This is a genomic window from Klebsiella sp. WP3-W18-ESBL-02 (genome assembly GCF_014168815.1).
In the GTDB taxonomy this organism is placed as follows: Bacteria; Pseudomonadota; Gammaproteobacteria; order Enterobacterales; family Enterobacteriaceae; genus Kluyvera; species Kluyvera ascorbata_B.
In genome coordinates this window covers 3,807,764-3,832,146 of sequence record NZ_AP021972.1, presented here as the reverse complement: position 1 = coordinate 3,832,146, position 24,383 = coordinate 3,807,764, and the positions used below count along the sequence as shown (strand labels likewise).

18 protein-coding genes are annotated in these 24,383 nt (G+C 57.9%); 13 read left to right on the top strand and 5 right to left on the bottom strand.

Going from position 1 to position 24,383, the window contains the following annotated elements; genetic code table 11:
- Positions 1 to 88 precede the first annotated feature (88 nt).
- Positions 89 to 3,229 carry an exonuclease subunit SbcC gene (sbcC, locus tag H7R56_RS18290; protein ID WP_106928074.1) on the bottom strand — a complete coding sequence of 1,047 codons (3,141 nt, stop codon included), beginning with the start codon at positions 3,227 to 3,229 and terminating at the stop codon, positions 89 to 91.
- Positions 3,226 to 4,428 (bottom strand): exonuclease subunit SbcD, encoded by a 1,203-nt coding sequence (gene sbcD, locus H7R56_RS18285; protein ID WP_106928072.1) that lies wholly within the window; start codon positions 4,426 to 4,428, stop codon positions 3,226 to 3,228. Before sbcD ends, sbcC begins: the two co-directional genes overlap by 4 nt.
- Before the next feature lie 191 nt (positions 4,429 to 4,619).
- On the opposite strand from sbcD, the gene phoB reads away from it, so the two are divergent.
- The 5 genes from phoB (at position 4,620) to malZ (ending at position 11,822) form a co-directional block, all read left to right on the top strand.
- Positions 4,620 to 5,309: a phosphate response regulator transcription factor PhoB gene (gene phoB / locus H7R56_RS18280; protein ID WP_106928070.1), complete on the top strand. Its 690-nt coding sequence runs from the start codon at positions 4,620 to 4,622 to the stop codon at positions 5,307 to 5,309.
- 21 nt (positions 5,310 to 5,330) lie between these two features.
- On the top strand, positions 5,331 to 6,626 hold the full coding sequence (gene phoR / locus H7R56_RS18275) for a phosphate regulon sensor histidine kinase PhoR (protein WP_182928329.1): 1,296 nt from the start codon (positions 5,331 to 5,333) through the stop codon (positions 6,624 to 6,626).
- Positions 6,627 to 7,036: 410 nt separating this feature from the next.
- Complete coding sequence (gene brnQ / locus H7R56_RS18270; protein WP_106928066.1) at positions 7,037 to 8,356, top strand: branched-chain amino acid transporter carrier protein BrnQ; 1,320 nt, start codon at positions 7,037 to 7,039, stop codon at positions 8,354 to 8,356.
- A 139-nt stretch (positions 8,357 to 8,495) separates the two neighbouring features.
- Positions 8,496 to 9,848 (top strand): proline-specific permease ProY, encoded by a 1,353-nt coding sequence (gene proY / locus H7R56_RS18265; protein WP_106928197.1) that lies wholly within the window; start codon positions 8,496 to 8,498, stop codon positions 9,846 to 9,848.
- 156 nt (positions 9,849 to 10,004) lie between these two features.
- On the top strand, positions 10,005 to 11,822 hold the full coding sequence (gene malZ, locus H7R56_RS18260) for a maltodextrin glucosidase (protein ID WP_106928195.1): 1,818 nt from the start codon (positions 10,005 to 10,007) through the stop codon (positions 11,820 to 11,822).
- On the opposite strand, the gene H7R56_RS18255 is transcribed toward malZ, so the two are convergent.
- The gene (locus H7R56_RS18255; RefSeq protein ID WP_106928064.1) at positions 11,816 to 12,718 is read right to left on the bottom strand and encodes a LysR family transcriptional regulator; all 903 of its coding nucleotides are present in this window, start codon (positions 12,716 to 12,718) and stop codon (positions 11,816 to 11,818) included. The two genes, malZ and H7R56_RS18255, sit on opposite strands and share 7 nt — an antisense overlap.
- 272 nt (positions 12,719 to 12,990) lie before the next feature.
- Here H7R56_RS18255 and H7R56_RS18250 point away from each other — a divergent pair, with 272 nt between their 5' ends.
- The 5 genes from H7R56_RS18250 (at position 12,991) to H7R56_RS18230 (ending at position 20,276) form a co-directional block, all read left to right on the top strand.
- Positions 12,991 to 13,632 (top strand): hydrolase, encoded by a 642-nt coding sequence (locus tag H7R56_RS18250; RefSeq protein WP_106928062.1) that lies wholly within the window; start codon positions 12,991 to 12,993, stop codon positions 13,630 to 13,632.
- 58 nt (positions 13,633 to 13,690) lie between these two features.
- Complete coding sequence (locus tag H7R56_RS18245) at positions 13,691 to 14,233, top strand: antibiotic biosynthesis monooxygenase (protein ID WP_106928060.1); 543 nt, start codon at positions 13,691 to 13,693, stop codon at positions 14,231 to 14,233.
- Between the two features lie 20 nt (positions 14,234 to 14,253).
- Complete coding sequence (locus tag H7R56_RS18240) at positions 14,254 to 16,122, top strand: amidohydrolase (protein ID WP_106928058.1); 1,869 nt, start codon at positions 14,254 to 14,256, stop codon at positions 16,120 to 16,122.
- Between the two features lie 136 nt (positions 16,123 to 16,258).
- Complete coding sequence (locus tag H7R56_RS18235) at positions 16,259 to 18,895, top strand: DUF2339 domain-containing protein (protein WP_106928056.1); 2,637 nt, start codon at positions 16,259 to 16,261, stop codon at positions 18,893 to 18,895.
- On the top strand, positions 18,882 to 20,276 hold the full coding sequence (locus H7R56_RS18230; RefSeq protein WP_106928054.1) for a DUF3999 domain-containing protein: 1,395 nt from the start codon (positions 18,882 to 18,884) through the stop codon (positions 20,274 to 20,276). Before H7R56_RS18235 ends, H7R56_RS18230 begins: the two co-directional genes overlap by 14 nt.
- Positions 20,277 to 20,323: 47 nt before the next feature.
- Here the strand turns inward: H7R56_RS18230 and H7R56_RS18225 are convergent, their stop codons facing one another.
- Complete coding sequence (locus tag H7R56_RS18225) at positions 20,324 to 20,926, bottom strand: peroxiredoxin (protein WP_106928052.1); 603 nt, start codon at positions 20,924 to 20,926, stop codon at positions 20,324 to 20,326.
- 171 nt (positions 20,927 to 21,097) lie between these two features.
- Positions 21,098 to 21,679, bottom strand: a complete 582-nt coding sequence (gene acpH, locus H7R56_RS18220; RefSeq protein ID WP_106928050.1) for an ACP phosphodiesterase — start codon at positions 21,677 to 21,679, stop codon at positions 21,098 to 21,100.
- Between the two features lie 91 nt (positions 21,680 to 21,770).
- On the opposite strand from acpH, the gene queA reads away from it, so the two are divergent.
- The 3 genes from queA to yajC are packed head-to-tail and all read left to right on the top strand — an operon-like array spanning position 21,771 to position 24,379.
- Positions 21,771 to 22,841, top strand: coding sequence for a tRNA preQ1(34) S-adenosylmethionine ribosyltransferase-isomerase QueA (gene queA / locus H7R56_RS18215; RefSeq protein WP_106928048.1), 1,071 nt, complete (start codon positions 21,771 to 21,773; stop codon positions 22,839 to 22,841).
- A 55-nt stretch (positions 22,842 to 22,896) separates the two neighbouring features.
- Positions 22,897 to 24,024, top strand: coding sequence for a tRNA guanosine(34) transglycosylase Tgt (gene tgt / locus H7R56_RS18210; protein WP_106928046.1), 1,128 nt, complete (start codon positions 22,897 to 22,899; stop codon positions 24,022 to 24,024).
- Positions 24,025 to 24,046: 22 nt separating this feature from the next.
- Positions 24,047 to 24,379, top strand: coding sequence for a preprotein translocase subunit YajC (yajC, locus tag H7R56_RS18205; RefSeq protein ID WP_002890398.1), 333 nt, complete (start codon positions 24,047 to 24,049; stop codon positions 24,377 to 24,379).
- Positions 24,380 to 24,383 lie beyond the last annotated feature (4 nt).

The following is a 24,383-nucleotide window of genomic DNA, read 5'->3' as shown; positions in this document are numbered from 1 at the left end:
GGCCGGATAAGGCGTAGCCGCCATCCGGCAATGTGCACCGGAATGCCCGATGGCGCTACGCTTATCGGGCCTATATTAGGTGGAGGGTTTACTCAACCGCAAACGTTTTATCCAATCGGCTATATCCCAATCCGTTGATTTTTTTCACCTTAATCTGCACCGGAATGCGCTCTTTCATCGCTTCAACGTGGCTGATGACGCCGATGATTTTGCCGCTGGCGTTGAGCGCATCCAGCGCGTCGAGGGCGGTGTCGAGGGTCTCGCTGTCCAGCGTCCCGAAGCCTTCATCGAGGAACAGCGAATCGATGCGGGTTTTATGGCTGACCAGATCCGAGAGCGCCAGCGCCAGCGCCAGGCTGACGAGGAAGCTTTCGCCGCCAGACAACGTGCGGGTATCGCGCACCGCGTCCGCTTGCCAGGTATCAACCACTTCCAGCTCCAGCGCATCGCTGGCTTTTCGCTGCAGCAGATAGCGGCCGTGCAGGCGGCTGAGCTGCTCATTGGCGAGCCACACCAGATTATCCAGGGTCAGCCCCTGGGCGAATTTACGGAACTTGTCACCCTCTTTGGAGCCGATGAGCGTATTCAGATGCGCCCAGTCTTCCAGTTCAGCGTTGGCTTTCTCGATTTCGGCCAGCAGCGACTGCTGCTGCTGGCGGTTAACTTCGTCCTGCTTGAGCTGCTGGCGCAGTTCACCCTGATGTTCGCTGTTTTCCCGCAGCTGCCGCGCCAGCTGCTCAAGCTGCCTCTGTACGTCGGCAAGCGTTAGCGTCGTCGGCAGCGTCTCCGGACGCAGAGTCAGATGGTGTTGCAGCGCCTCCTGCACCTGAACGGCGAGCGTCTGTCGTTGCTGATGCTGGGTTTCCAGCGTCTGTTTAAGCTGTTCCAGCCGCAGGCGCTCGTCGGCGTCCAGCAGCGCATCGAGAAATGCCTGGCGATCGGTGAAGTGCGATGCGGCGAGCTGCTGTTCAAAGGCCCGTTCGGCCTCCTGCAGGCGCTGGCTTTCTCGCGTTTCCTGCTGCTGGAGCGTGAGCCACTGACTTTCCAGCGACACGCAGTCATGATGCACCTGCTGCCAGCCATCAAGCGGTGTTTGCTGCCCATCGTCGGCGTTTTGGGCGGGCGGCAGCGTTTCCAGCAGCGGCTGGATCTGCGCCAGCCGCTGTTGGGTTTCCTGGCTCTGCGCCTGCTGTTGCTGCCACTGGGCGACTTCTGCTTCACGGGCTGCCAGCCAGCCGTTCTCTTCATCCACGTCTGGTCGCGCCAGATCGAAAGCGGCCAGCGCCTGGGTGAGCGCTGCGGCCCGCTGTTCTTGCTCCTCGCGCAGCTGTGTTTGTTGCTGGTCTAATTCGCGAATTTGCTGCTCTAGCGTCAGACGTTGGCTGTGCAGATAGCGCTGCTGTTCGGCGTCGTCCTGCGCCGCCAGCCAGCCGCTGATATCGTCGCTGGGCTGCAGGTTGATACGCAGGCGTTGCTGGGTTTCCTGCCATTGTGATGTAAGTACTTGCTCCTGCTGAGAAAGGGAGATTAACTCCTCATCATCCTTTTGCTGCTGCTTTTGCAGCGTCTCCTGCTGCCCGCGCAGCGCGGCACCGTCTTCAGCCAGCCGGGAGACCTCTTTTTCCAGCGCATCGCGGCGTGCGCGGTTAGCATCGGGCGTCAGCGCCTGGTATTCGGCTAGCGCCGGATGGTGAGTCGAACCGCACAGCGGGCACGGCGCATCCGGCTGCAGACGCGCGCGTTCGGCTTCCAGCTTGACGATGGTTGCTTCCAGATCGCAGATTGCTTTTACGTCGGCAAGTTGCTGTTTTTTCTCTTTATACGCCTGACGTCGCTGGGTGAGCGCGGCGGTAATGTTTGTCAACTGCTGCTGGCTCTGCTCCCGGGCATCCGTTAACTGCCTGCGGCGGGCCTGCAGCGGAATAAACCGCGCGTGCAGGGCGCTGAGCTGCTGGCGCAACGGGCGTGCGGCCGCGTGTTCGGCGATTTGCGCGGCAACCTCTTCCTGGCTGAGCGTGAGGCTGGAAGGTGGCAACTGGGCCAACTGTGTTTCCAGCGCTTGCCGACGCTGCGCCAGTGCTTTCCGCTGTTCGCGTTCCCGCGCCTGCAGGGCGAATGCCCCGCGCCAGCCGGTCAGTTCGCCCTGCCAACGCTGAATAGAGGCATGTGCCTGTAGCCACTGCTGCTGCTGCTGAGAGGCCTGCGTCAGCGCGGCGCTCTGGCGTTCAGCACCGTGGCGAATACGATCGCGCAGGGTGCGGGTATCCTGTAAGCGAGTATTTACTTCCAGTACCTGGGCGCGGGTTCGGGCTACTGTGGCCGCCTGCTCCTGGACCTGCGTCCAGCGCGGGCGCAGCGCTTCAGCGGGTTGTGCGCGGCTGAGCGCGGCAAGCTGTGGTTGTGCGGCGGTCAGCGCCTGCTGAGCTTCGTTAAGCGCAAGCTGGGTTTTCTGCGCATCTTGCTCAAGTTCACCATGCCGCGCCAGCCACTGCTGATGCTGTACGGCGGTTGCCTGCTGCTGTTGCCACTGCTGTTCATCGCAAGTAAGCGCCTGCAAACGTTGTTCCAGCGCGTGCCGCTGCTCCTCGGCCAGCAGGACGACGCCGCTGGCCTGCGCCTGGCGTTTGTCGAGCTCGTTGCGCGCCTGTTTGTGTTTTTCAAACACCTGCGCGGAAATCTGGCCGTAAATCTCGGTACCGGTCAGCTCCTCCAGCAGCTCGGCGCGCTCTTTCGGTTTGGCGTTGAGAAACGCGGCAAATTGCCCCTGAGACAGCAGCATCGAGCGGGTAAAGCGCCCGTAGTCCAGCCCGCTCAGCGACGCGGTCATTTCGAGCTTATCTTTGACCTTATCAGCCAGAATCTGTCCGTCGGCGCAGCGCGCCAGCTCCACGCGCGGGGCCTGTAAATTGCCGTCCGGCTGATTGCGCGCGCGGTTTTGACTCCAGAAGGCGCGATAGGCTACGCCCTGGACTTCAAACTCCACTTCCGCCAGACATTCGGCGGTATCGCGGGTCATCAGATCGTTTTGCGACTGTGAGACGGTATTCAGGCGCGGCGTCTCGTGATACAGCGCCAGGCAGATAGCGTCGAGTAGGGTGGTTTTGCCAGCGCCGGTCGGGCCGGTAATGGCGAACAGACCGTTGCTGGCAAACGGTTCTTCGGTAAAGTCGATTTTCCACTCGCCCTTGAGCGAGTTAAGGTTTTTCAGGCGCAGGCTGAGAATTTTCATGGCTGTTGCTCCTCGCCAAGGCTTTGCAGCGTTTCGTTAAACAGCGTTTGCAGGCGCTGCTGCTGCGCGTCCTCCAGCGTTTCCAGCGCCAGGCGGCGATGGAAGACTTCGTCAATGCTCAGCTCGCTCAGCGTTTCGCGCGTCTGGCTTTCCAGAATGCGCTGGCGCTGCTCGCGACTGCGGCGCACCAGCAGCACCTCAACCGGCAGGTCATCGGCGATGGCTTGAATTTTGCGTTGAATATCGTGCAGATACTCATCGCTGGTGATTTCAATATCGAGCCATGTGGTGGGCTCCGACGGCGCGTCGCGCCAGGCGGCCAGCTGGTCGCTGATTTGGTTGAAGTCCCCCTTAATGACCGACAGCGCCTGGGTGACCGGCACGGTGAGCGGCGTGACGTCGCTAAGGCTGCCGTCGGCAAACGTGACCAGATTGACGCTTTTGGTCTTGCCGGTTTCGTCAAAGCTCAAGGGGAGGGGCGAACCGCTGTAGCGAATATGCTCGCTGCCGCCGATTTTTTGCGCCCGGTGAATGTGCCCCAGCGCGATGTAATCGGCCGGCGGGAAGTTTTGCGCCGGAAAAGCGTCCAGCGTGCCAATATAGATATCGCGTACCGCGTCGCTCTTACTCGCCCCGACGGTAGTCAGGTGGCCGCTGGCGATAATCGGCAGCGGGCGGTCGCCGCGCAGCGCGCAGGCCTGCTGGTACTGCTGCTGGTAGTATTCAGTAATGCTTTCAAGCACCTGACGCACTTTTTCGTTGCCCGATAGCCCGGCCTGGCTGGTGATGATGTCACGTGGGCGCAGGAACGGTACCGGGCAGAACACCGCGCCGGGCGTGCCGTCGCGCTGGTTTAAAATAAACGGCACATGCCCGGCGCTGGCAATGACCGTGGTATTGAGGAAGGACAAAATATCGCGCGATTCGTTGAGCGTGGCCACCGAGTCATGATTGCCGGCCAGCACCACCAGATGGCAGCCGGTTTGCTGCAGATTTACCACGAAGCGGTTATACAGCTCGCGGGCGTAGCTCGGCGGCGAACCGGTATCGAAGATATCGCCAGCGACGATAATCGCATCTACGCGTTCCGCCTCGGCGGTGGTCAACAGCCAGTGCAGAAAGGCGTCGTGCTCGGCCGCGCGGCTCTTGCTGTAGAAGTTCTGGCCAAGGTGCCAGTCCGAGGTATGGATAATGCGCATAGCGATTCCGTGAGAAGTGACGTAAAGTTGATTATAAACATTCACCTACGCTGGGGTCGATGCGCGCGTTGTGGCCGTGTCATAAACGGTTAAGCGCGATCATCGAACGGTCATGTTTATCATAAAACTGTCATAAATCTGACGCATAATGACGTCGTATATAATACTGATGTCTAAAAACAGGGCAAATAATGGCAAGACGTATTCTGGTCGTTGAAGATGAAGCGCCAATTCGCGAGATGGTCTGTTTCGTGCTGGAACAAAACGGTTTTCAGCCGGTAGAAGCCGAAGATTACGATAGCGCAGTCAGCAAACTGAATGAACCCTGGCCAGATCTTATCCTGCTCGATTGGATGTTACCGGGCGGTTCGGGACTGCAATTTATCAAGCATATCAAACGCGAAGCGTTAACGCGTGACATTCCGGTGGTGATGCTCACCGCCCGCGGTGAAGAGGAAGATCGGGTACGCGGTCTGGAAACGGGCGCCGACGATTATATCACCAAACCGTTCTCGCCGAAGGAGCTGGTGGCGCGTATTAAAGCGGTGATGCGGCGTATTTCGCCGATGGCCGTGGAAGAGGTGATCGAGATGCAGGGCCTGAGCCTGGATCCGACCTCTCACCGGGTGATGACCGGCGAAAACCCGCTGGATATGGGCCCCACCGAATTTAAGCTGCTGCATTTCTTTATGACTCACCCCGAGCGCGTCTACAGCCGCGAACAACTGCTGAACCACGTGTGGGGAACCAACGTGTACGTTGAAGATCGTACCGTTGATGTGCATATTCGCCGCCTGCGCAAGGCGCTTGAACACAGCGGTCATGACCGCATGGTGCAAACCGTTCGCGGCACGGGCTACCGTTTTTCCGCCCGTTTCTAATTTTTGACAGGAGTGTGACGCGTGCTGGAACGGCTGTCATGGAAAAGGCTGGCCCTGGAGCTGCTGTTGTGCTGTCTCCCGGCCGTGATACTGGGACTGATTTTTGGTTATCTGCCGTGGTTTTTGCTGGCGGCAGTGACCGGGCTGTTGGTGTGGCATTTCTGGAATTTACTGCGCCTTTCCTGGTGGCTGTGGGTCGATAGAAGTATGACCCCGCCGCCGGGGCGCGGCAGTTGGGAACCGCTGTTGTATGGGCTGAACCAGATGCAGCTGCGTAATAAAAAGCGCCGCCGCGAGCTGGGAAATTTGAACAAACGTTTCCGCAGCGGCGCCGAGTCGCTGCCGGATGCGGTGGTGTTAACCACCGAAGAGGGAGCCATTTTCTGGTGTAATGGCCTTGCCCAGCAGCTGCTGGGTCTTCGCTGGCCCGATGATAGCGGGCAAAACATCCTCAACCTGCTGCGCTACCCCGAATTTACCCAACACCTCAAAAAACGCGAGTTCCTTAAGCCGCTGCACTTGGTGCTGAATAACGGGCGTCATCTGGAAATCCGCGTGATGCCGTATACCGATCGCCAGCTGCTGATGGTGGCGCGCGACGTCACTCAGATGCATCAGCTGGAAGGGGCGCGGCGTAATTTCTTTGCCAACGTCAGCCATGAGCTACGCACGCCGCTCACCGTACTGCAAGGCTATCTGGAAATGATGCAGGAGCAGGTGCTGGAAGGTAACGTGCGCGAGAAAGCGTTGCACACTATGCGCGAGCAGACCCAGCGTATGGAGGGGCTGGTGCGCCAGCTGTTGACGCTGTCGAAGATTGAGGCCTCGCCGACGCTGGCGCTGAACGAAAAAATCGACGTGCCAATGATGCTGAGAGTGGTGGAGCGCGAGGCGCAAACGCTCAGCCAGCATAAGCATTCTTTCCATTTTGAGATTGATGAGACGCTGAAGGTGCTGGGCAACGAAGAGCAGCTGCGTAGCGCTATGTCGAACCTGGTCTATAACGCCGTTAACCATACGCCCGAAGGCACGCTGATTACGGTACGCTGGCAGCACGCGCCGCACGGCGCGCTGTTTAGCGTCGAGGATAACGGGCCGGGCATTGCACCGGAACACCTGCCGAGGCTCACCGAGCGCTTTTATCGCGTGGATAAGGCGCGTTCACGGCAGACCGGCGGCAGCGGGCTGGGGCTGGCTATCGTCAAACATGCGGTCAGTCATCACGATAGCCGGCTGGAGATCGCCAGCGAAATGGGGAAAGGGTCGCGATTTAGTTTTCTACTGCCGGAACGTTTAATTGCCAAAAATAACGGCTAATCGCCCGCCTGTCAGCATAGCTTTCCACAGACCAGCTTCGGCTGGTCTGTTTGCTTTGCAGTCAACAATTCGCTGGACGATTAACGAACGTCTGGTTGTTTTTTGTTCGCATGATTAGCCAGATGTTTTTCTTAATACCAGTTAATCAATCTGGTTATTGATTGAGTATCAATATAATCATCTGGTTTTGCGATCCCGTGTTGCTTTAAAACGTTATAAGCGTTTAAATTGGCCCCCATACGGTCCCTAACGGACTGTGTATTCGCGGTAAATCAAAAAACTATTCTTCTCTACGCCGCGAAGGGAGCATATCCCGCTGAGTTTATCGCCGGTTTCCTCTGTATCATTCCGCAGGTTCCGGTGAGACAAATTTTGTTTTACAACACCACATCCACAGGCAGTAGTTACATATGACCCATCAATTAAAATCGCGTGACATCATCGCTCTGGGCTTTATGACCTTTGCGTTGTTTGTTGGCGCAGGTAACATCATTTTCCCTCCTATGGTTGGCCTGCAGGCCGGTCCTCACGTTTGGGTCGCCGCGATTGGCTTCCTGATTACTGCCGTTGGTCTTCCGGTGCTGACCGTGGTCGCGCTGGCGAAAGTGGGCGGCGGCGTTGATAGCCTGAGTACGCCAATCGGCAAGGTTGCAGGCGTTCTGCTGGCAACGGTTTGTTATCTGGCGGTGGGCCCGCTGTTTGCGACGCCGCGCACCGCGACCGTCTCCTTTGAAGTGGGTATTGCGCCGTTAACCGGCAGCGGCGAACTGCCGCTGTTTATCTACAGCGTTATCTATTTTGCGCTGGTGATTCTGGTGTCGCTGTATCCGGGCAAGCTGCTGGATACCGTCGGCAACTTCCTGGCTCCGTTGAAAATTGTTGCGCTGATTGTGCTCGCCGTTGCGGCGATTATCTGGCCTGCTGGCCCGATCAGCCACGCGCTGGAAGCCTATGAAACAGCGCCGTTCTCAAACGGCTTTGTGAACGGCTACCTGACCATGGATACGCTGGGCGCGATGGTGTTTGGTATCGTGATTGTTAATGCGGCGCGTTCTCGCGGCGTTACGGAAGCGCGTCTGCTGACCCGCTACACCATCTGGGCTGGCCTGATGGCGGGCGTCGGCCTGACGCTGCTGTATCTGGCGCTGTTCCGTCTGGGCTCCGACAGCGCGACGCTGGTCGATCAAAATGCCAACGGTGCGGCAATTCTGCATGCCTACGTACAGCACACCTTTGGTGGCGCGGGGAGCTTCCTGCTGGCGGCGCTGATCTTCATCGCCTGTCTGGTGACGGCGGTTGGCCTGACCTGTGCCTGCGCTGAGTTCTTTGCGCAGTACCTGCCGTTCTCGTATCGTACGCTGGTGTTTATTCTTGGCCTGTTCTCGATGGCCGTATCGAACCTGGGCCTGAGCCACCTGATTCAGATCTCTATTCCGGTACTGACGGCTATCTATCCGCCGTGTATCGCACTTGTCGTGCTCAGCTTTACCCGCAATTGGTGGCATAATTCGGGCCGCGTTATTGCACCCCCGATGTTTATCAGCCTTGTTTTTGGTATCCTTGACGGTATTAAAGCTTCTGCGTTTGCAGACGTACTGCCAGGATGGACTGCCCGTCTGCCGCTGGCAGAGCAGGGGCTGGCTTGGCTGATGCCGACGGTTGTCATGGCGGTTCTGGCTATTGTCTGGGACCGTACGGCGGGTCGTCAGGTGACATCAAGCGCGCACTAACCCGCGTCGCAAAGGCGGTGTCTTAACCACGGAACGTGATGTTCCGTGGTTTTTTATTTTGGGTACTTTCACCTAAGTCGTTCGTGCTGCGGCATGCCGCCAGCGCGGAGATGATGGGTATGACATGGCACTGGAAACGATGGAAAACAACAAGCTGAAGCGCGGGCTAAGCACCCGTCACATTCGCTTTATGGCCCTCGGATCGGCAATTGGTACGGGGCTGTTTTATGGCTCCGCCGACGCCATCAAGATGGCCGGGCCAAGCGTTCTGCTGGCCTATATTATCGGCGGCGTTGCTGCTTATATTATTATGCGTGCGCTGGGCGAGATGTCGGTGCATAACCCCGCCGCCAGCTCGTTCTCTCGCTACGCGCAGGAAAACCTCGGGCCGCTGGCGGGCTATATCACCGGCTGGACCTACTGCTTTGAGATCCTGATTGTCGCCATTGCCGACGTGACCGCGTTCGGCATCTATATGGGCGTCTGGTTCCCGGCGGTGCCGCACTGGATATGGGTACTCAGCGTGGTGCTGATTATCTGCGCCATCAACCTGATGAGCGTGAAGGTGTTCGGCGAGCTGGAGTTCTGGTTCTCTTTCTTCAAAGTGGCCACCATTATCATCATGATCGTGGCGGGCTTCGGTATCATCATCTGGGGTATCGGCAACGGCGGGCAGCCCACGGGGATTCATAACCTGTGGAGCAACGGCGGCTTCTTTAGCAACGGCTGGCTCGGCATGGTGATGTCGTTACAAATGGTGATGTTTGCCTACGGCGGTATTGAAATCATCGGTATCACCGCCGGTGAAGCAAAAGACCCGGAAAAATCCATCCCGCGGGCGATCAACTCCGTGCCGATGCGTATTCTGGTGTTCTACGTGGGCACGCTGTTTGTGATTATGTCTATTTACCCGTGGAACCAGGTGGGCACCGACGGTAGTCCGTTCGTACTGACCTTCCAGCATATGGGCATCACCTTTGCGGCCAGCATCCTCAACTTTGTGGTACTGACGGCGTCGCTGTCGGCGATTAACTCTGATGTGTTCGGCGTCGGCCGTATGCTGCACGGCATGGCCGAGCAGGGCAGCGCACCGAAGGTGTTTGCGAAAACCTCGCGCCGCGGCATTCCATGGGTCACGGTAATGGTGATGACTATCGCGCTGCTGTTCGCGGTGTATCTGAACTACATCATGCCGGAGAACGTCTTCCTGGTCATTGCCTCACTGGCCACCTTCGCCACCGTTTGGGTGTGGATTATGATCCTGCTGTCGCAGGTGGCGTTCCGTCGCCGTCTGTCGGCTGACGAAGTGAAGGCGCTGAAGTTCAAAGTGCCTGGCGGCGTGACGACCACCGTTATCGGGCTGGTATTCCTGGTGTTCATCATCGGCCTGATTGGCTACCATCCGGATACCCGCATCTCGCTGTACGTCGGGTTTGCATGGATTCTGCTGCTGCTGGTGGGATGGGTGTTTAAAACTCGCCGCCGTCGCTAATCGTTAAGATAGCGTTGATAAACCCGGCCTCGCGCCGGGTTTTTTATGGCCCAAATCTGCGCCCCCGTCCTCCTCCCTATAAAAAAGTTTAAAAGATGAGTAGGGTAAAATAGCCCTATGGCAAGGTGTGCTCATTTTGATGATGGGGGAAAAATGATGTTGAACGCCTGGCACCTTCCGGTTGCGCCCTTTATAAAACGCCAGCAGGATAAATTGATTATTAAGCTGTGGCTGCGCGGCGATAACCTGCCGCAGCGGGTAACTCTGCGCTCGGAGGTGGATAATGAAGAGATGGCGGTGCCGATGCGCCGCAGTAGCCAAGCGCCCGCGCCGGATGTGGTGCAGTGGCGGGCGGAAATCAAGCTGCATGAAGGCCAGGCGCGTCGCCGCTACGGTTTTAAACTGCTGTGGGATGATCGTCAGCTGTGGTTTGCGCCTAAGGGGTTCAGCGCTATTCCGCCGGCGAAGCTGGAGCTGTTTGCCTATGACTGCCCGGATGAAGGGCCGCAGTGGGTGACGGATCAGATCTTTTACCAGATTTTCCCCGACCGTTTTGCCCGTGGCGCGGCGCGCGGTGCGCAGCAGGATAAGGTCTACCATCATCACGCCGCTGGACACGATATTATCCTGCGCGACTGGGACCAACCGCTGACCGCAGAGGCGGGTGGCTCAACCTTTTACGGCGGCGATCTCAATGGCATTTGTGAAAAACTGCCGTACCTGAAAGCGCTGGGCGTAACCGCGCTGTATCTGAATCCTGTATTTACCGCACCGAGCGTGCATAAATACGATACGCAAGATTATCGCGAAGTTGACCCGCAGTTTGGCGGTAACGACGCGCTGCTGCGCCTGCGTCATGCTACACAGCGTGCGGGGATGCGGCTGATTCTCGACGGCGTATTTAACCACAGCGGCGATACGCACGCCTGGTTTGACCGCCATCAGTGCGGTGACCACGGCGCCTGCCACCATGCCACGTCGCCGTGGCGCGATCGCTACAGCTTCTCCGCCGACGGTAGGGCGCTGGACTGGCTGGGCTACGCCAGCCTGCCGAAGCTGGACTATCGGTCATCGTCGCTGCAAGCGGATATCTACGGCGATGAGGACAGTATCGTGCGCCACTGGCTGAAAGCGCCGTGGAATATGGACGGCTGGCGGCTCGACGTGGTGCATATGCTTGGCGAGGCGGGCGGGGCGAAAAACAACCTTCAGCACGTGGTCGCCATTACGCAGGCTGCGAAAGCGGCGCGTCCGGATGCGTTTGTCTTTGGCGAGCACTTTGGCGACGCGCGGCAGTGGTTACAGCAGGATGCGGAAGATGCGGCGATGAACTATCGCGGCTTCACTTTTCCGCTGTGGGGCTTCCTTGCGAACACCGATATCTCCTACGATCCGCAGAACATCGATGCACAAACCTGCATGGCGTGGATGGAGGATTACCGCGCCGGGCTGTCACATCAGCAGCAGTTGCGCATGTTTAACCAGCTTGATAGCCACGATACCGCGCGCTTTAAGTCGCTGCTGGGCCGCGATGTGGCGCGCCTACCGCTGGCGGTGGTCTGGCTGTTCAGCTGGCCCGGCGTGCCGTGCATCTACTATGGTGATGAGGTTGGGCTCGATGGCGATAACGATCCGATGTGCCGTAAGCCGTTCCCGTGGAATGAACACCAGCAGGACGGCGCGCTGCTGGCGCTGTATCAGCGGCTGGCGGCGTTGCGCAAGGTGACTCCGGCATTGCGCTGCGGCGCGTGTCAGGTGCTGTATGCCGAAGGCGATGTGGTCATTTTCCTGCGCGTCCTTGGCGCAGAACGTGTGCTGGTGGCGATTAACCGTGGCGATGCGGCAGAGGTCACGCTGGCGGATTCACCGCTGCTCGCCGTGAGCGGCTGGCAACGGCGGGAAGGGGAAGGCCAGCTTGCTGAACGCACGCTGACCCTGGCAGCAATCTCCGCAACGGTGTGGACCACTCACTGATAGAGGTGTGCAATTTCAGCGCTGGCGAGCAGGGTTTCCCGCCACCAGCGCTGTGCTAGCCCATCGCTGCCGTTGCGCCAGGCAATGTAGGCAACATCTTTCTGACGAAATGAGATAACCGTTTTTTCCACCAGTTCGCCGCTCGCCAGCCATGGGCTGACAATGTGGCGCGGCAGAAAACCGCAGCCAAGCCCGGCGAGCAACAGCTTCACTTTACTGTGAAAATCATCAACGCGAATCTGCGGCTGTTCATCCATCAGGTTGGTTTGCAGCGGGTGGCAATGGCGGGCGCTGTCGCTTATCACCACCGCCCGATGCAGGCACAGCTGTTCGTTGGATAAGCCTTCCTGAGCGTCAGCCAGCGGGTGATTGGGCGAGACGACAAAAACATTGTCCAGCGTCCCCAGCATACGGTACGACCAGGCGGCGGAAGTGGGCGGCTCGTTGATGGCGCCGAGAATAATATCGGCACCGTTGTGTGTTAGCTCTTCCCAGGAACCGGCCAGCGTATGGTGGGTGAAGTTAAGGCGCGTTTGCTTGTTCAGCCCGTAGAATGCCTCGATGTGCGGCAGCAGCGCCGAAAAGGGAAACGACTCATCCAGGGCGATCGCCAGCTCTTTTTCCCAGCCGGAGCTGAGCTGTTGCGCCTGTTTTTCCAAATCCTTTGCCGCGTTCAGCAGCAGACGGCCTTTCTCCAGCATCATGCGTCCGGTATCGGTGAATTTGGCCCGGTGTCCGGAGCGATCGAGCAGTTCAATGCTCAGATCGCTTTCCAGCTTCTGGATCATGTAGCTCAGCGCGGCTGGGGTCTTGAACAGTGATTCGGCGGCGGCGGCGAAAGTACCGTATTTGTCGAGAGCGTCGAGGATCAGCAAAACATCCAGATTTATGCGCATGAGCTTAAAATATCCTTAAAAATTAATTAGTCAGTTTTAACGAATAGGCCGAAATAATGCCAGTGAATAAATTAGATATAACATTCGCATTTTTTTGATGTAGATGTTGATGTTCCACAATTAGAAAATAATCCCGTCACAGGATGGTAAATTTTCTTTAATAACTCGTTAGAAATTTCCCGCTATACTCAACAAGCTTTCTGATTCAGGATCCGCCTGCTCACGGCAGTTACAGCTCATTGCCACTAACTAATTGATTAGGAAGGTATGTTATGTCTATTCGGGAACTGATTAATCCAACCAACTCTACGCTTATCTTTATTGACCATCAGCCGCAAATGTCTTTTGGCGTGGCAAATATCGATCGTCAGACGCTGAAAAATAACACCGTAGCGCTAGCGAAGGCTGGGAAAATATTCAATGTTCCAGTGATTTACACTTCTGTTGAAACCAAAAGTTTTAGTGGCTATATCTGGCCGGAATTACTTGCCGTTCACCCGGACGTTAAGCCTATCGAACGCACCTCGATGAACTCCTGGGAAGATGCGGCTTTTGTGAAAGCAGTGGAAGCGACCGGGCGTAAAAAACTGATTATTTCCGCGCTGTGGACCGAAGTATGCCTGACCTTCCCGGCACTGATGGCGCTGGAAGCAGGATATGAAGTGTACGTTGTCACCGATACCTCTGGCGGGACCTCGGTGGATGCGCATGAACGCTCTATCGACCGTATGGTGCAGGCTGGCGCCGTGCCGGTAACCTGGCAGCAGGTGCTGCTGGAGTACCAGCGCGACTGGTCGCGTAAAGAGACCTACGACGCGGTGATGGATCTGGTGCGCGAGCACAGCGGTGCCTATGGCATGGGTGTGGACTACGCTTACACCATGGTGCATGGCGCTCCTGAGCGCAAAGCCTAAGGTGAGGATACCGGCGGGGGTGACCCCGCCGAATTGCAAGCGCAAGGAACCTATCGTCATGACGCAAAAGCACGTCACTCTGGTCATCACCCACGCCATTCGTCCTGAACACGTCGCGCAGTATGAAGCCTGGCTCGGCGAAATTATGCCGGTTGCGGCGAACTATCCCGGCCATCTGGGGGCAAACGTGATCCGCCCGGTTGACGGACAGACGGCGTGGAACATCATTATTCGTTTCGATACTCTCGAACATCTTTACGCCTGGACTCAGTCCGACGTGCGTCGCAAGCTGGTCGATGACATTTCTCCACTGCTGGCGGAAGGGGATCGCACCGAAGTGCGTACCGAAGCCGCATTCTGGTTTACGCCGCCGACAGCGCACGTCCGCCAGCCTAAGCGTTGGAAACAGTTCCTGATAACCCTGCTGGTGATTTTCCCGAGCACTAACCTGGTGCCCGTGATAACGGGCGCGCTTCTGCCGTCGCTCAAAGGAACCCTGCTGCTGCATTTTATCAATGATGCCTGTGTGGTCGCGCTGGTGGTCTGGCTCTGGATGCCCATCGTGACCCGCCTGTTTGCCGGCTGGCTGAAAAAAGCCTGATCCGGCGCAAGGAGAACGCTATGTCACAAACAGCCACACTGATCTTAACCCAGGGGCAGATTCATACCCTGGATAGCCAACAGCCCCGCGCCGAAGCGGTGGCGATTGCCGACGGTAAGATCCTTGCCGTCGGCACCGACGCGCAGATGATGTCTTACGCTGGCGAAGGCACGCAAATTATCGATCTTCACGGTCACACGGTGATCCCGGGGCTGAACGACTCGCACCTGCATCTGATTCGCGGCGGTCTGAACTATAACCTGGAGCTGCGCTGGGAAGGCGTGCCGTCGCTGGCTGACGCGCTGCGGATGCTTAAAGAGCAGGCCGACCGTACCCCGTCGCCGCAGTGGGTGCGGGTCGTCGGCGGCTGGAGCGAGTTCCAGTTTGCCGAACGTCGTATGCCGACGCTGGAAGAGCTGAACGATGCCGCGCCGGATACCCCGGTGTTCGTGCTGCACCTGTACGATCGCGCGCTGCTTAACCGTGCGGCGCTGAAGGCCGTAGGCTACACCAAAGAGACGCCGGCACCGGCGGGCGGCGAGATCGTGCGCGACAATAACGGCAACCCAACCGGGATGCTGATCGCGAAACCGAATGCCATGATCCTCTACGCCACGCTGGCGAAAGGGCCGAAGCTGCCGCTGGAGCAGCAGGTTAACTCCACTCGTCAATTTATGCGCGAGCTGAACCGTCTGGGGCTGACCAGCGCCATTGACGCTGGCGGCGGTTTCCAGAACTACCCGGATGATTACGAAATTATCGAACAGCTGCATGCCAACAAGCAGATGACGATTCGTATCGCTTATAACCTGTTTACCCAGCGTCCGAAGCAGGAGCTGGACGACTTTGAGCGCTGGACCGATATGCTCAAGCCGGGCCAGGGCACCGATTTCTATCGCGCCAACGGTGCGGGCGAAATGCTGGTGTTCTCGGCAGCCGATTTTGAGGACTTCCTGCAGCCGCGACCGGACCTGCCGCCGGGTATGGAAGATGAGCTGGAACGTGTGGTGCGCCATCTGGTTGAACACCGCTGGCCGTTCCGCCTGCATGCCACCTACGATGAATCCATCAGCCGCATGCTGGATGTGTTCGAGAAGGTTAACCGTGATATTCCGTTTAACGGCCTGCACTGGTTCTTTGACCACGCAGAAACCATTACCGAGCGTAATATCGAGCGCGTGAAGGCGCTGGGCGGCGGTATTGCGGTGCAGCATCGTATGGCGTTCCAGGGGGAATACTTTGTCGATCGCTACGGCAAAGATGCGGTGAAACATACGCCGCCGGTGGCGAAGATGCTGGAGATGGAGGTCCCGGTTGGCTTAGGGACCGACGCAACCCGCGTGGCAAGCTATAACCCGTGGACGGCGCTGTACTGGCTGGTGTCCGGGCGCACGGTTGGCGGAATGTCGATGTACGACGACGAAAACCGACTGCCGCGTGATGTGGCGTTGGAACTCTGGACGGCAGGCAGCGCCTGGTTCTCCAGCGAGCAGGGGAAAAAAGGCCGCATCGCCGCTGGACAGCTCGCGGATCTGGTGACGTTGTCGAAAGATTACTTCAGCGTACCGGAAGAGGAAATTAAAGGTATTGAGTCGGTGATGACCCTCGTCGATGGCCGCGTGGTGTACGCCGCCGGGCACTTTACGCCGCTGGCACCGCCGCCGATTCCGGTCCTGCCGGAATGGTCTCCGGTGGTGAAAGTCCCGGGGCACTACCGTTCTGCGCCTCCGGGAACAGAGCATCTTGGCGCGGTGGTGCAGATGCACCAGTGCTGCGGGAGCTGCGGCGTTCACGGACACCAGCATGACTTAGCGCGTAAATCCGGCGTGCCGGTATCCGACGATCGCGCGTTCTGGGGCGCGCTGGGCTGTTCCTGCTTCTCGTTCTAACCCTTTCTTCCAGCCCTTACGCGTGCGTAGGGGCTGTCTCTTTTTGCTAAAACGCCGTTCACTTTGCTAACAGACATGGCACAAATGCAACAATTTGTGTCATTCTGTTGTTTCCATAGACAGTGAAGGTGGAAACATGGATGAACTGCTAACCCTTGGCTGTATCGTTCTATTCTTCGCGCTGGTGGTGGTGCCGGTTCTGGCGATTGTTGCATTCCGGCGCAGCACGGCCGTTAGCGCAGAGCTGGCATTATTACGCCGTCGGATAGACGAGCTTGAGCAGCGCGGTGCGGCGAATGCGCCGCAGCCACAGGCCGCGGCAGTCGCACCCGCAGCGGTGCTGCCCGAGCCGATGCCTGACAAGCCGCCCGTTATCGACGTTGCCCCTGAGCCTGAAAACCCCTGGCGTGCGCAGCCTAAAACGGAAACGGTGCCGATCCCTAAACCGCCTGCTCAACAGCCATCCGCTTTTGGCGGAATCATGTCGTCCCTGGTGCGCTGGTTTATGCAAGGCAACCCGCTGGCAAAGCTGGGGATTTTGCTGCTCTTCCTCGGTCTTTCTTTCCTGCTGCGTTACACGGTTGAACATTCCCTATTTCCGCTGGAGCTGCGCCTGGCGGCAGCGGCGCTGTTTGCGATTGTCCTGCTGGTCGTAGGATGGCGGCTGCGGCATAAGCAACCGGTGTATGCGCTTATCCTGCAAGGCGGGGCGACGGGGGCGCTCTATCTCACCGTCTTTGGGGCGTTCCGGCTGTGGCAGATGCTGCCAATCACGCTGGCTTTCGTGCTGCTGGTGGTCATTTGCGCGGCGAGCGTGGGCCTGGCTATTTTACAAAAAGCGCTTAGCCTCGCAATGCTGGCAAGCCTCGGCGGTTATCTGGCACCGCTGCTGCTTTCCACCGGCGGCGGCAGCCATGTGGCGCTCTTCTCTTTCTACCTTCTGCTTTCCGTCGGTATTCTCGCGATTAGCATCTGGCAACACTGGCGGGAGCTTAACCTCCTCGGCCTGTTGTTTACCTTTGGCGTTGGCGGTATTTGGGGGCTCGACGGCTATCGGCCGGAGTATTACCTGAGCTGCCAGCTTTTCCTGATAGCCAATACGATCCTTTTTGGCGTGCTGAGCGTGGCGCTGTCGCTACGTGCGCAGGAGAAAGGTAAGCAGATTATTGATGGGGTGCTGTTGTTTGCGCCGCCGTTAATGGGTTTTGGTATGCAGTACGCTATCACCCGGCATATGGAATACGGCCCGGCGCTCAGCGCGCTAGGCTACGGCGGTTTCTATCTGGCGTTAGCCTGGCTGGCACTGCGTCGCTATCCGGCTTTGGGAAGGCCGCTGGTGCTGGCGGCGCTGGCGCTGGGCGGGGTATTCACCACGCTCGCTATCCCGCTGGCGCTTTCGGCACGCTGGACGGCGATGGCCTGGGCGCTGGAAGGTCTCGGCATCCTCTGGCTGGGCGTTCAGCAGCAGCAGCGGCGAATGAGCTATAGCGGCACGGCGCTGCTGGTACTGGCCGTGGGCAGCGCGCTGTGGGCGCAGATGAACGGGACGTCTGCGCTTTCCCTGATGCTGATCTTCGCAGTACTTAGCCTCAGCTGGCTGGCCGCGGCCTGGCTGTGGCGTCATATTCAGCGCCAGGGCAGTTGGGTTCTGCTGGCTGGCGGCCTGATCTTCTGGATAGTTGCGCTCATTGGTGCATCGCAGCTGGTGCTGAAAAAAGACTCGCTGGTGCTGTCTGGCGTACTGGCGCTCATGGCAATATCGGTCTGGGGCTGGCGGATGGTCGCCGAACGTCTGGCATGGCGGGCGCTGGATGCCAGTAAATGGCTGCTGTGGCCGACGATGCTGGTGGTGCTGATGTCGCAGATTTCGCAGCAGGTGATTTTTGCCGCGGGCTGGCAGAATCTGGCCTGGTGTCTGGCCTTACCCGCGGCGGGGGCGCTGCTCTGGCGTGATGCCGCAGCCTTGCCATCGCGTTTGTCGAGACTGGCGCACCTGTCGCTTTTCTGGATGATTTTGCTGGCGCTGGCGACGGAGCTGTTCTGGTTTACGCAGGATCTGCCATGGGGCATGGCGGCGTGGGGCAGTGGCCTGATGATGGCCGCGGGTGGCCTGCTTATCTTCCTCGTCAATGAGGCGGTTCATCGTCAGCGATGGCCGTTCCGCGTCTGGCCAGCACTCTACGCTTCTCAGGCGATGATTCCGGTTGCGCTGGCATTGGTTATCCTGCTGGTGCTGACGAATTTGCAGGATGGTGTGGTTTATCGTCAGAGCTGGCTGCCGCTGGTGAATCCGCTGGAAGAGGGGGCCGCTTTTGCGCTACTGGGGCTGATCGTGTTTTATCGCGTTTCACAGCGCGACTTCCCGACGCCGCTTTCACTATGCCGCCCCTGGCCGCTGGTTGCGCTGCTGTCGCTCAGCTTCTGGTGGCTGAATGGCATCCTGCTGCGCTCGCTGGCCTGGTACGGTGAAGTGGCCTGGAACGTGGAGGCGCTGTGGCATTCGCGGCTGATTCAGACCTGTTTCGCGCTGTTCTGGATGCTGGCGGCGTTGATCGTGATGCTGCGTGCGACGCGGCGTCGCTCCCGTCGGGAATGGCTGTGTGGCGCCGTACTGCTCGGGATAGTCATTGTGAAGCTGATGCTGGTAGACAGCGCCCGCGGCGGCGGCCTGGCGCGTGCCGTTGCGTTTATTGGCGTGGCGATTCTGGTGCTTATCGTTGGGTATTTTTCGCCGTTACCGCCCAAAGAGGAGACGAAAAATGAAATGGATTAATGCGGCATTATGCGGCGTGCTGCTCGCCGCCTCGGGGGCCGCGCTCAGCAGCGAAAGCGTTCAGGAATCGCCTACGGATTATGCGTCAGGCGTTGTGCTGGAAACCTCAGGCACATCGCCGTGGTATCGCGTTTCGCTTCCGCAAACGGTCTATAAGAGCACCGCCTGGCCGGATTTGCGCGATGTGCGGGTCTTTAACCATCAGGGGGATACGGTGCCGTTCGCGCTGGTGGCGCAGAAAACCCGGAGCGTGACGCCAGAGGCGATAGCGCTGCGGCTGTTTCCGCTCGATATGTCGCTGGCCCCGCCGCGCGATGATGCACGAACCGGTGGTGAGTCTTTGGTTTTTCGCGCCAAAAGCGGGGTCGAAATTCATTTGCAAAGCGATGACGTCAGCGCCATTGGACAGAGCTTTTTATTGACGCTGCCTGAAACGATGACGGACTCGCTTTCGCTGGCGAAGCTGCGGCTTAACTGGGAGACGCCGGCACAGAGCTGGCAGGGTAAAGCCTCAGTTTATGTCAGCCGTGATTTGCGTAACTGGCGGCCTGTGCAAGAAGACGCGCCGTTGCTGGATCTGACGCGCGATAACGATCGTCTGAAAATGGACACTATCAGCGCCAGCCTGACGCTCTCTGCGCAAGGTAATCGCTACCTGCTGGTGATCTTCGACGCGAAAAGTCCGGCGCCGGCGTTACGCAGCGTCAGCGCCATCGCTGAGGCAAACGAACCCGAGTCAGAGCAGATCGTGATAATGGCTCAGGGGGAGCGGCTATCGGATGAGGAAGCCATCTGGCGCTGGACGCGGCCGCAGCCTCTGACGTCGCTACGTATCGATCTGGCCAGCGAAGGCGTTCTGCCGGTGGAGCTGGCCTGGCGTAGCGATGAAAATGAGCCCTGGCAACCGCTGACAAAAACCGTGCTGTATCGTCTGGAGGGGAAACGCGCAGAAGATATTCTTTTCTCCGGCCAACGTATTCAGGCCATCAGGATGAAAACCGTCAGCGCGCGATTACCGCAGGCGCTTCCCGCGCTGAGCGGCGCGCGCGACAGCTATCAACTGGTGTTTAACGCGCAGGGCAAAGGCCCCTATGTGCTGGCGTGGGGAAATCGGGCCGCAGAGCAGGCCGATGTTGGGCTCGATTTACTGATTCCGGCCTCGCTGCGTACAACGCAGCCCATCAACGAGCTTCCGTGGGCGGTTCCTGGCGATAACGTCACGCTTGGCGGAGACGCGCGGCTGACGGCAACGTCGGTTGGCGAACAGCAAAGCCAGTGGCAAACGCTGCTGGTGTGGGGGGCACTGATACTTGGGGTGGCCGTGCTGGCGTTTATGGCGTGGCGAATCTGGCGGGAAGTGAAAAAAGAACGTGCGGATTAAGCCATAAAAAAGGCTCGCCATGGCGAGCCTTTTTTCAATTCAACCGATTACAGGCTGGAGACGTTTTCGCTCAGGTATTTCGCCACGCCGTCCGGAGACGCGTTCATACCTTCTTTGCCTTTTTCCCACTGTGCCGGGCACACTTCGCCGTGCTCTTCGTGGAACTGCAGCGCATCAACCATACGCAGCATTTCGTCAATGTTACGGCCCAGCGGCAGGTCGTTAACCACCTGGTGACGCACGATGCCGTTAGCGTCGATCAGGAAGGAACCGCGCAGCGCAACGCCTTCGTCCGGGTGCTCGATACCGTAAGCCTGCTGAATTTCACGCTTAACGTCAGCCACCATCGCGTATTTCACCGCACCGATGCCGCCTTTGTCGACCGGGGTGTTACGCCATGCGTTGTGAACAAATTCGGAGTCAAAAGAGACGCCAACCACTTCAACGCCGCGCTTCTGGAACTCTTCGTAACGTTTGTCGAAGGCAATCAGCTCAGACGGGCAGACGAAGGTGAAGTCCATCGGCCAGAAGAACAGAACGGTGGCTTTACCCTGGGTGTGCTGTTTGAAATTGAATTTCTCAACGATTTCACCGTTGCCCAGTACCGCTGCAGCGGTGAAGTCAGGCGCTTGACGAGTAACCAGAACCATGGGGTTCTCCTTTGAATTTATAAGGTTAATGGAACGCAACGCGGGCCAGTATAGGGGGGGAAGGCGGTTAACACAAAAAGGCTATGACAATTAATTAGATAGGTTTTGCCTATTGATATTTTATTTTTCCCAAAAGAATAAGCATAGCTGTTCCTGGTCATAGCGCAAGGGCTATAGCGCTTTGTTTTTCGCTTTGAGCATCATTTGCGGGTAAAACTGCCAGAAATGGGTTTCCAGCCCGGCATAATGGGCGTCGAGGTCGTGCCATGAATCGCGCAGGGCGTCGAGCTTAGGGCGGCGGCTGGCCATGCCGTTGAGGACGCGTTGGATGAAATCCATGTCGCTGTAGCGCTCCAGCCAGCGCTCTGACCAGAGGTGTTCGTTGAGGGTAATAAAACGCGCCGGGGCCTGCGGTAGAATGTGGGTGACTTCCGCATGGGCATAGTGCACAAAGTCGGTAAGGGCGATATCCGGCGAAATTTGCGCCCAGTGACGCGACAGAAAGTGATCCCACATGACATCAAGCGAAATGGGGGCAACGCGGCGCGTTTGCGGACGGAACCACTCACGGGCCGCTTTCACCTGCGGCAGGCTGTCGGTCATCACGTCAATGCGTCGGTGCATATGAATACCGTCAACAACCGCGGCGGGATAGTCCTGCTGCGGGTTGCCGCGCACAAAATCGGCCAGTAAATTTCCCGACAGCGAACTGTCGGCGAGGTGTGCGAGGTGCAGGTGTGCGAGAAAATTCATTGATTGTTCTTTATCCAGAGGGGTAAGGGTTGCAGGGACGACGCCCCGGCACTAGACTACCCGCCTCATTATTAAGCCCAGAGTCACAGTCATGCGCGTTACCGATTTCTCCTTTGAATTACCTGAATCCCTGATTGCCCACTACCCGCAGGCCGAGCGCAGCAGCTGTCGCTTACTGTCTCTGGACGGGCCAACGGGCGCGCTGACGCACGGTACTTTCACCGATTTGCTCGATAAGCTCAACCCTGGCGATCTGCTGGTCTTTAACAACACCCGCGTGATCCCGGCGCGCCTGTTTGGCCGCAAAGCCAGCGGCGGCAAGATTGAAGTGCTGGTCGAGCGTATGCTGGATGATAAACGTATTCTGGCACATATTCGCGCCTCTAAAGCGCCGAAACCGGGCGCCGAGCTGCTGCTGGGCGACGACGAGAGCATCAAAGCAACGATGGTTGCGCGCCATGATGCGCTGTTCGAAGTGGAATTTGACGATGCGCGCAGCGTGCTGGATATCCTCAACGCCATCGGCCATATGCCGCTGCCGCCGTATATCGATCGCCCGGACGAAGATGCCGACCGCGAGCTGTATCAAACCGTTTATAGCGAAAAGCCTGGCGCCGTTGCTGCACCGACCGCGGGTCTGCATTTTGACGAGCCGCTGCTGGCCAGGCTTCGTGAGAAAGGCATCGAGATGGCATTCGTGACGCTGCACGTGGGTGCGGGCACTTTCCAGCCGGTGCGCGTCGATAGTATTGAAGACCACATCATGCACTCCGAATATGCGGAAGTGCCGCAGGACGTGGTGGATGCGGTGCTGGCGGCGAAAGCGCGCGGCAACCGCGTGGTGGCGGTTGGCACCACCTCCGTGCGTTCGCTGGAAAGCGCAGCGCAGGCGGCAAAAGATGAACTGATTGCGCCCTTCTTCGGCGATACGCAAATCTTTATTTTCCCTGGCTATCAATACCAGGTGATTGATGCGCTGGTCACCAACTTCCATCTGCCGGAATCAACGCTGATTATGCTGGTATCGGCGTTTGCTGGTTATAAAAACACCATGAACGCCTATCATGAAGCCGTAAAAGCGGAATATCGCTTTTTTAGTTACGGTGATGCCATGTTTATCACGTACAATCCGCAGGCTATTTCTGAGCGTGTCGGGGATTAACGCCGCGACATGAGTGTTTAAAACGTCGGACTGTTTTTCTGACGCAGGAGTGAAGATGAAATTTGAACTGGACACCACAGACGGTCGCGCTCGCCGCGGCCGCCTGGTTTTCGATCGTGGCGTAGTGGAAACGCCTGCTTTTATGCCGGTGGGGACTTACGGCACCGTGAAAGGCATGACGCCGGAAGAAGTTGAAGCCACCGGCGCGCAGATTATCCTCGGCAATACCTTCCACCTGTGGCTGCGCCCGGGTCAGGAAATCATGAAGCTGCACGGCGACCTGCACGATTTCATGCAGTGGAAAGGCCCAATCCTGACCGACTCCGGCGGTTTCCAGGTCTTTAGCCTGGGCGATATCCGTAAGATCACCGAGCAGGGCGTGCATTTCCGCAACCCGATCAACGGCGATCCGATTTTCCTCGATCCGGAAAAATCCATGGAGATTCAGTACGATCTCGGTTCCGACATCGTGATGATCTTCGACGAATGTACGCCGTACCCGGCGGACTGGGACTACGCGAAGCGCTCCATGGAGATGTCTCTGCGCTGGGCAAAACGCAGCCGTGACCGCTTTGACGGTCTGGGTAACAAAAATGCGCTGTTTGGCATCATCCAGGGCAGCGTTTACGAAGATTTACGTGATATCTCCGTGAAAGGTCTGGTAGAGATAGGCTTTGATGGCTACGCTGTCGGCGGTTTGGCGGTCGGCGAGCCGAAGGAAGACATGCACCGTATTCTGGAGCACGTTTGCCCGCAGATTCCGGCCGACAAGCCGCGCTACCTGATGGGGGTGGGCAAACCGGAAGATCTGGTTGAAGGCGTACGCCGCGGTATCGATATGTTTGACTGCGTCATGCCAACGCGTAACGCCCGTAACGGTCACCTGTTTGTGACCGACGGCGTGGTGAAAATCCGCAATGCGAAGCATAAAAGCGATACCAGCCCGCTCGATGCCGAGTGTGATTGCTACACTTGTCGCAATTATTCACGTGCATACTTGCATCATCTTGACCGTTGCAACGAAATATTGGGCGCGCGCCTCAATACCATTCATAACCTTCGTTACTACCAGCGCTTAATGGCTGGTTTACGCAAGGCTATTGAAGAGGGTAAATTAGAGAGCTTCGTGGCCGATTTTTACCAACGTCAGGGGCGCTCCGTTCCACCTTTGAACGTTGATTAATTTTAATAATGAGGGAAATTTAATGAGCTTTTTTATTTCTGATGCGGTAGCGGCAACAGGTGCTCCGGCGCAGGGCAGCCCGATGTCTCTGATTCTGATGCTGGTGGTATTTGGTCTGATTTTCTACTTCATGATCCTGCGTCCACAGCAAAAGCGCACCAAAGAGCACAAAAATCTGATGAACTCCATCGCAAAAGGCGATGAAGTCCTGACTAACGGTGGCTTGGTAGGTCGTGTGACCAAAGTAGCGGAAACTGGCTACATTGCTATCGCACTGAACGACACCACTGAAGTGGTTATCAAACGTGACTTCGTAGCTGCCGTTCTGCCGAAAGGCACCATGAAGGCGCTGTAATATT